The sequence below is a fragment of the Planctomycetota bacterium genome, from assembly GCA_035574235.1.
Lineage (GTDB): Bacteria > Planctomycetota > MHYJ01 > MHYJ01 > JACPRB01 > DATLZA01.
The window spans coordinates 1-6,328 of sequence record DATLZA010000015.1 but is presented as its reverse complement, the minus strand read 5'-3'; the positions used below and the strand labels follow the sequence as shown (position 1 = coordinate 6,328).

Here is a 6,328-nt window from a genome sequence, read left to right as displayed (position 1 = left end):
CGGCGCCGCTCCCGCGGGCGCCGGCCCGAGCGTCCCGGCCAGCGCCACGGAGCGCCGGCAGTCGTCGCAGTCGGCCAGATGCCGCCGCACGGCGGCGCGTTCGGTCGGACCCAGGCCGTCCTCGAGCCACGCGGCCAGGATTTCGCTTTCCGGGCAGTCCTTCATCTCATTCATTGGACGCCGCCCGCCTGCTCCTTGAGGCTCTTTTTCAGCCGCGTCCGGGCGCGCCCCAGCGCCGCCGAAACCGCCTCGACCCCGGTCCCGAGCGCGGCGGCGATCGACCGGTACGAAAGGCCGTCGAAGTAATACATCTTGAGGATCAGACGCTCCTCGTCCGGCAGACGATCCACCGCGTCGCGCACCCCGAGAACATCCTCGTAAGGGATGCCCTCGCCCGCCTCGGGAGCTTCAAGTTCCCGAAGCAGGTCCCGCTCCTCGTCGTCCAGCCGTACCTGCCGAAGCGCCCCCTTGCGCCGCTCGGTCCGAAGCGCATCCAGCGCCTTGCGCGTCGCCAGCACCGTAAGCCACGTCGAAAGAGACGCCTTCGACTCGAACTGCCGCAACCGCCGGCAACCGTCCGCGCAGAGGGACAGCCAGACCGCCTGAACCGTGTCGTCCACGAAGGCGGGCTCGGCCTTCTTGAGCACCCGGAGGAACGTCGAGCGGACGGCATGGGCGACAAGCGCCCCATACCGATCCATGAGCTCCCGCCAGGCGTCGCCCTGCCCGGCGATCAGACGGTCCAGGAGCTCCCGTTCCTGGGCGCGCGCGAGCATCCTACACTCTGGACGGTTCCGACCGGACGCTTCCCCCGATCAAAAGTATACCCGGCGGTCCTCCGCGGGAGCGTCTTGGCGCGCCCGGAGCCGTATGCTATCCTGCCGCCCATGCGTGAAGTGGCGCTTCTTTCCTCGCGCATCCTGGTCGGCGCGGGACTCCTGTCCGAAGAGCCCGATCGCCTGTACGAACTCCTGGGCCGTCCCGGACGGGCGTTCGTCCTGACGGACCGGCGTTGCCGTCCCTACGCGCGGCAGGTCCGGGAGGCCCTTCGCCGGGGAGGCGCCCGGGTGGGCGGCACGGCCCTGGTTCCCGGCGAGCCTCAGAAAAGGCTCTCCACCGCCGGAACCCTTTACGAGCGCCTCGCCCGGTTCGGCATGGACCGGCGCTCGACCCTGGTCGCCGTGGGAGGCGGCGTCATTACCGACCTCGGGGGCTTCGTGGCCTCGACCTACATGCGCGGGATCCCGGTGGTCCTCGTTCCCACGACTCTTCTCGGACAGGTGGACGCCGCCATCGGCGGGAAAACCGGCATTAATCTGCCTCAAGGCAAGAACCTCGTGGGCACCTTCTATCAGCCCCGCGCGGTCCTCTGCGATCCCGCCGCGCTGGCGACGCTTCCGCCCCGCGAATACGTCTCGGGCTTCGGGGAGGTCGTCAAGTACGGCATGATCCGCGACGCGGACCTCTTCGCCTCTCTGGAGCGGGACATCGAAGGGATCCACCGCCGCTCCCCTTCGGTGCTCGAGGAGATCGTCTTCCGCTGCGTTTCCATCAAGGCCGACGTGGTGCGCGAAGACGAGAAGGAATCGGGCCTCCGCGCCATTCTCAACTACGGCCACACGATCGGCCACGCCCTCGAGGCGGCGGGGGACTACCGGGTGCTTTCCCATGGAGAAGCCGTCGCCGTGGGGATGGAGGCCGAGGCGGTGATCGCGATGAAAATGGGCCTGGCGCCCCTGGAAGTGCTGGCCGCCCAGAACCGCCTCCTCAAGCTCTGCGGCCTGCCCACGCGCGTGCGCCGACTTCCGCGCCAGCGGGTCCTTTCGGCCCTCAAGCTCGACAAGAAAGGCGTGGACGGCCGCACGCGCTTCGTTCTCCCCGAGGCGGTCGGGCGCGTGCGCTGGGGCGTCGAGGCTCCCGAAGAGCTCATCGACGCGGCGCTCCGGACCGTGACGCTGGACCGGTAGGGGCGTCGAGTTTCTCATCCCCGAGCGCACGTCTTCCGGGGTGACCGATCTCGAGGCGCTCGTCTGGCTCAACCTCTCCGGCATGGTCGGCAGCGCCCTTCTCCGGCGGCTGCGCGAGCGCGCCCCGCTCGGGGAACTGCGGCGCCTCTCCCGGCGGGACCTCGAGCGCATCCCCGGCGTGGGGCCGGTCACCGCCCGCGCCCTCCTGGAAGCTCCCGATCCGGGACCCGAGCTGGAGCTGGCCGAGCGGCGCAAGATCGCGATCCTTCCCTGCACGTCCCCCGAATTTCCGCCCGCCCTGCGCGCCCTTTACGACCATCCGCTGGTCCTCTACCGCCGGGGCGAGCTGCGCGAGGAGGACGCGCTCGCCGTCGGCATCGTGGGCTCCCGCCGCTGCACGGACTACGGCCGCCGGCAGGCCGCCCGCTTCGCGCGGGAGCTCGCCGCCCAGGGGCTGACGATCGTCAGCGGCCTGGCCCGGGGCGTGGATACCGCGGCCCACCGCGGCGCGCTCCAGGCCCGCGGCGGACGCACCCTGGCGGTCCTCGGCAGCGGGCTCCTGCGGATCTACCCGCCCGAAAACGCCCGGCTCCTCGAGGACATCTGCGCCCGCGGCGCGGCGCTGTCGGAGTTTCCCCTCACCTCCGGGCCGCGCACCGAAAACTTCCCTCGCCGAAACCGCCTGATCAGCGGGCTCTCGCTCGGAATCCTGGTCGTGGAGGCGGCGGAGCGTTCGGGCGCGCTCATCACGGCGGACTGGGCGCTCGAACAGGGGCGCGACGTCTTCTGCGTCCCCGGATCGGTCGAAAGCCCCCTGTCCCGCGGATGCCACCGGCTCATCCAGCAGGGAGCCAAACTGGCCGCCCATCCGGAGGACGTGCTGGAGGAAATCCCCGCCTTCGCTCTCGAGTCCCGGGGCGGCTTCGGCGGACCGCGTCCGTCCGATCCGGCGCTCTCCCCCCTCGAGCGCGCCGTCTTCCGGCGGACCGGTTCCGCGCCGCGCACCGCCGAGGAAATCGCCGCCGACGCGCGGCTTCCGGGGACGGCGGTGGAGCGGGTCCTGGCGGGCCTGGCGGCGCGTGGCTTCCTGCGCGAGGACGGCGAGGCGGGCTACGCGCGCCGCGAGGACGTTCGCCCTACGACGCCGCGATCCTGAGCGGCGCGTACTCTTCCTCGCGGGCGCATTCGGCCGTGATCACGTACGGCACGCCCCCCCGGCGATCGACGATCACCTCCGCGGGCGCCTTTCCCGGGACGTCGCCGTAGCGGATCGTCAGGCCCGCCGCCAGCCGGATCTCCTCGGGTCCCCAGCGGCCCCGGACGAGCGTCTTGGGACCCACATGGTCCTTGAGGTAGACGAGGGCGTCCCGGGACGTGCGGAGCGCCTCGAGCGCGGCGTTTTCCCGTTCGTCGCGCCCCACGACGATCTTGCAGGCCGGCCCGGAACGGAAGTGCCGCCCGACCCGCAGGAGGTTGATGTCCGGCGCGCCCGCCTGCGGATCGTGCTCCCAGAGGTCCCTCAGCCGCGCGGAATATCCCGGATCCGTCAGGAGGCATCCTCCCGAGGGTTGAGGGATCTCCGTGATCCCGTAGCGTGCGGCCAGCTCGTACTGCCGCGTCCGCCCGCGGCCGGAGATGTCCAGGAGGCGCGAACGGTCCACCACGCCCTCGAGCTCGGGGCGCGTGGGCTCGAGGAGCTTCGCCGAAAGCGGCCGCACGACCAGGCCCTCCAGGCCCAGCTCGCGGTCGATCTGCCGGAAGCGTTCCCGCGTCTGGGACATGGGCCGCTGGTTGAGCACTTCTCCGGTGACGAGAAAGCCGGCGCCTTCCTTCTCCAGGATCTCCCGCGCCCACGAGAGCATCATGAGGCGGCAGTCCACGCACGGGTTCATGTTCTTGCCGCGCCCGTGGCGGGGATTGCGAACCATCTCGATGTAGTCCTGCCCCAGGTGCGACATCCGGACGGTGAACCCCAGGTGGCCCCAGAGCTTCACCAGGGGCTCGACGTCGTGACCGCAGGAGCCCGACGAGACGGGGTCGCAGCCGAAGTGCGTGATGAACCGCACGCCGGTCACGGGGATCCCCTGGTCCAGGATCACCCGGACGGCCAGCATGCTGTCCAATCCGCCGGACAGGAGCGCGACCGCTTTTCTCGGGATCATGCAGGGATGGGAAACGAAGCCGCGTCTTATGATAGGGGCCCCGCCCGGGAGGGTCAAGGCGGCGTTTTTGTTGACACCCGCGGGCCGGGACCGATAACCTTGAGCCCCGTCCGGAAGCTCGGGCGGGATTTTGCAAGGAGGCATGGGATGCACGTCGTCACCCGCGCGGCGGTCGCCTTCGCCCTTTCGGTCCTGGTCGCGGGCCCGGCCCGCGCCGACGTGATCCCCACGCGCCGCTCCGCTCCCTCCGACGCGCCCGAGCGGGTCCAGACCCGCCTCGTCCAGATGGGACTCTCCGCCCCGCAGGCGCGCGCGCAGTCCCTCGACCTCACCTCCGCCGAGGCGGAGTATTTCGCACGCAGCCCCGAGCGCCTCCAGTGGGTCGGACAGGAGATGTGGGCCGGCCAGTCCGACAACATGTGGTGGGAGTGGCTTTTCGGACTGGCCGCGCTGGCCGGCGTCGGCGTCGGCTACTACTTCTTCGCCATCGCGAATGATGAATAGGAATTTTCCCGTGAAAAGAACCGTCCTCCTTTGCGCCCTGGCGCTCCATGTGGCGCTTTTGCCGGCCTATGCCGATGTGATCCCCTCCCGGCGCGCCGAGCGGGATTCCGAGGCCCAAAAGGCGGTCCGGAGCCGCCTCGAGCGGCTGGGCCTCCCGGCGGCCGAGGCCCGGCGCCACGTGGACGACCTCACCCCGGCCGAGACGGCCTATTTCGCCGCCGACGTCAACCGCGTCCAGGCGGCCGGAGGACTCTACTGGTACGAGTGGATCATCGGCGCGGCGTTCCTCGGCGGGTTGGCGGCGGCGTATTTCTGGGTGACCAACGATTAGCCGCCTCACGCTTCTCCCCGGCGCGCTCCTCCTGACCTCCGCCTGCTCCGCGCTGGGAACCCGCGTGGACGCCCTTCCCCCGGACGCGGTCGCGCGCGGATACGTGGTCCTGCCCCGCCCCCTCGCGCTTCCCCAGAGCCGCCTCACCGCCGATTGCGGCCCCGAATCCCTCGGCGCGGTCCTCCAGTACTGGAACAAACCCATCACCGTCCAGGAAATCTCCCACCTCGTGCGCGACCCGAACACCCCCGGAATCCTCACCCACACGGTCGGCCCCCTGGCGCGCCGCAAAGGACTTCGCGCGACGTTCGTCGAGGGCAGCGTCGGCCGCCTCAAAAACGCCGTCGACCGAGGCGTCCCGCCCATCATCATGGTCGCCTCCGGCGGCGGTCGGTTCCACTTCTTCGTCGTCAGCGGCTACAACGACCGCGAAGGGATCCTCGTCTGCGAGGAATACCGGAACGCCAAACGGCTCCTGACCTACGCCGAGGTGGAGGAAGCCTGGGGCCCCGCGGGGCGCTTCATGCTGGAACTCGAACCCTCCCGCGCGGACGACGATTTCCTGGCCGGCGCGGACCTCGAGGCCAAGGGGCGCTACGACGAAGCGGAGGCGTTTTACCGCAGGGCGCTGGAGGCCGACCCCGACCACTACGAAGCGCGCCTCGGACTGGGAAACTGCCGGCTTTCGCGCGGCCGCCCCGAGGAGGCGCTGGAAGAGTATCGCCGGGCCCAGGCGCTCAACCCCGCCGACCCCAAGGTCGCCAACAACCTGGCCCATGTCCTCACGGCGCTCGGGCGCGACCTCGAGGAAGCGGAGCGGCTGGCCGACCGCGCCGTCGCCCTGTACGATGCGGAATTCCGAGCGATCCGCGAGGACTTCGAACGGCAGACCCAGCCGGGAATCCGCGCCGTGCGGCAGAAGGAGCTGGCGCGCGCGGAACTCGACCTGGCCGACGCTCTGGGCACGCTGGGGCAGGTGCGCGCCGCGCGCGGGCGCCATGATCTGGCGGTGGCCGCCTGGCGCGCCGCGCTGGACCACTATCCCCTGACCGAGGCCGACGCGCGCGCCCGCCGCCACCTCGAGATCGCTTCCTCGCTCCGGGCGCTCTCCATGCCGGCGGAGGCGCGCCGCCACCTGGAGCGGGCGCGGGCGGAAGTTCGCGATCCGGCGCTCCGGGAGCGGATCGAGGCGGAGCTGAAATAAAAACCCCCCGGCGCCGAGCCGGGGGGGGAAACCCAGTTCTTCCCGGGCTATTTCTTCTTTTCTTCCTTCTTGGCGGGAGCCGCGGCGCCTTTCGCGGGAGCGGCCGCGCCCTTGGCGGGAGCCGCCGCCTTGGCGCCGGCCGCCGGAGCCGCTCCGGCCG

8 protein-coding genes are annotated in these 6,328 nt (G+C 71.0%); 5 read left to right on the top strand and 3 right to left on the bottom strand.

The window, feature by feature from the left end:
* Positions 1 to 165 (bottom strand): zf-HC2 domain-containing protein (locus VNO22_01000; GenBank protein HXG59925.1); only part of this gene is annotated, 165 nt, incomplete at its 3' end.
* Between the two features lie 5 nt (positions 166 to 170).
* Positions 171 to 776: a sigma-70 family RNA polymerase sigma factor gene (locus VNO22_00995; protein HXG59924.1), complete on the bottom strand. Its 606-nt coding sequence runs from the start codon at positions 774 to 776 to the stop codon at positions 171 to 173.
* Positions 777 to 887: 111 nt separating this feature from the next.
* On the opposite strand from VNO22_00995, the gene aroB reads away from it, so the two are divergent.
* Both aroB and dprA read left to right on the top strand, forming a co-directional pair.
* A complete protein-coding gene (gene aroB / locus VNO22_00990; GenBank protein HXG59923.1) occupies positions 888 to 1,967 on the top strand; it encodes a 3-dehydroquinate synthase in 1,080 nt (359 codons plus the stop codon).
* Between the two features lie 40 nt (positions 1,968 to 2,007).
* Positions 2,008 to 3,123, top strand: coding sequence for a DNA-processing protein DprA (dprA, locus tag VNO22_00985; GenBank protein ID HXG59922.1), 1,116 nt, complete (start codon positions 2,008 to 2,010; stop codon positions 3,121 to 3,123).
* On the opposite strand, the gene VNO22_00980 is transcribed toward dprA, so the two are convergent.
* Positions 3,104 to 4,129 (bottom strand): hypothetical protein, encoded by a 1,026-nt coding sequence (locus tag VNO22_00980; GenBank protein ID HXG59921.1) that lies wholly within the window; start codon positions 4,127 to 4,129, stop codon positions 3,104 to 3,106. The genes dprA and VNO22_00980 overlap by 20 nt on opposite strands.
* Positions 4,130 to 4,276: 147 nt before the next feature.
* On the opposite strand from VNO22_00980, the gene VNO22_00975 reads away from it, so the two are divergent.
* From VNO22_00975 to VNO22_00965, 3 genes are all read left to right on the top strand, one after another.
* Entirely contained in the window at positions 4,277 to 4,633 is a 357-nt protein-coding gene (locus VNO22_00975; GenBank protein HXG59920.1) for a hypothetical protein, read from the top strand.
* Positions 4,634 to 4,643: 10 nt separating this feature from the next.
* Positions 4,644 to 4,964: a hypothetical protein gene (locus VNO22_00970; GenBank protein ID HXG59919.1), complete on the top strand. Its 321-nt coding sequence runs from the start codon at positions 4,644 to 4,646 to the stop codon at positions 4,962 to 4,964.
* Between the two features lie 64 nt (positions 4,965 to 5,028).
* On the top strand, positions 5,029 to 6,168 hold the full coding sequence (locus VNO22_00965) for a tetratricopeptide repeat protein (GenBank protein HXG59918.1): 1,140 nt from the start codon (positions 5,029 to 5,031) through the stop codon (positions 6,166 to 6,168).
* Positions 6,169 to 6,328: the final 160 nt, after the last annotated feature.

Bases quoted from the DNA above. Each gene is read 5' to 3' on its own strand.
- aroB (HXG59923.1), top strand. From the start codon at position 888: ATGCGTGAAGTGGCGCTTCTTTCCTCGCGCATCCTGGTCGGCGCGGGA.
- VNO22_00980 (HXG59921.1), bottom strand. From the start codon at position 4,129: ATGATCCCGAGAAAAGCGGTCGCGCTCCTGTCCGGCGGATTGGACAGC.
- VNO22_00995 (HXG59924.1), bottom strand. From the start codon at position 776: ATGCTCGCGCGCGCCCAGGAACGGGAGCTCCTGGACCGTCTGATCGCC.
- VNO22_00975 (HXG59920.1), top strand. From the start codon at position 4,277: ATGCACGTCGTCACCCGCGCGGCGGTCGCCTTCGCCCTTTCGGTCCTG.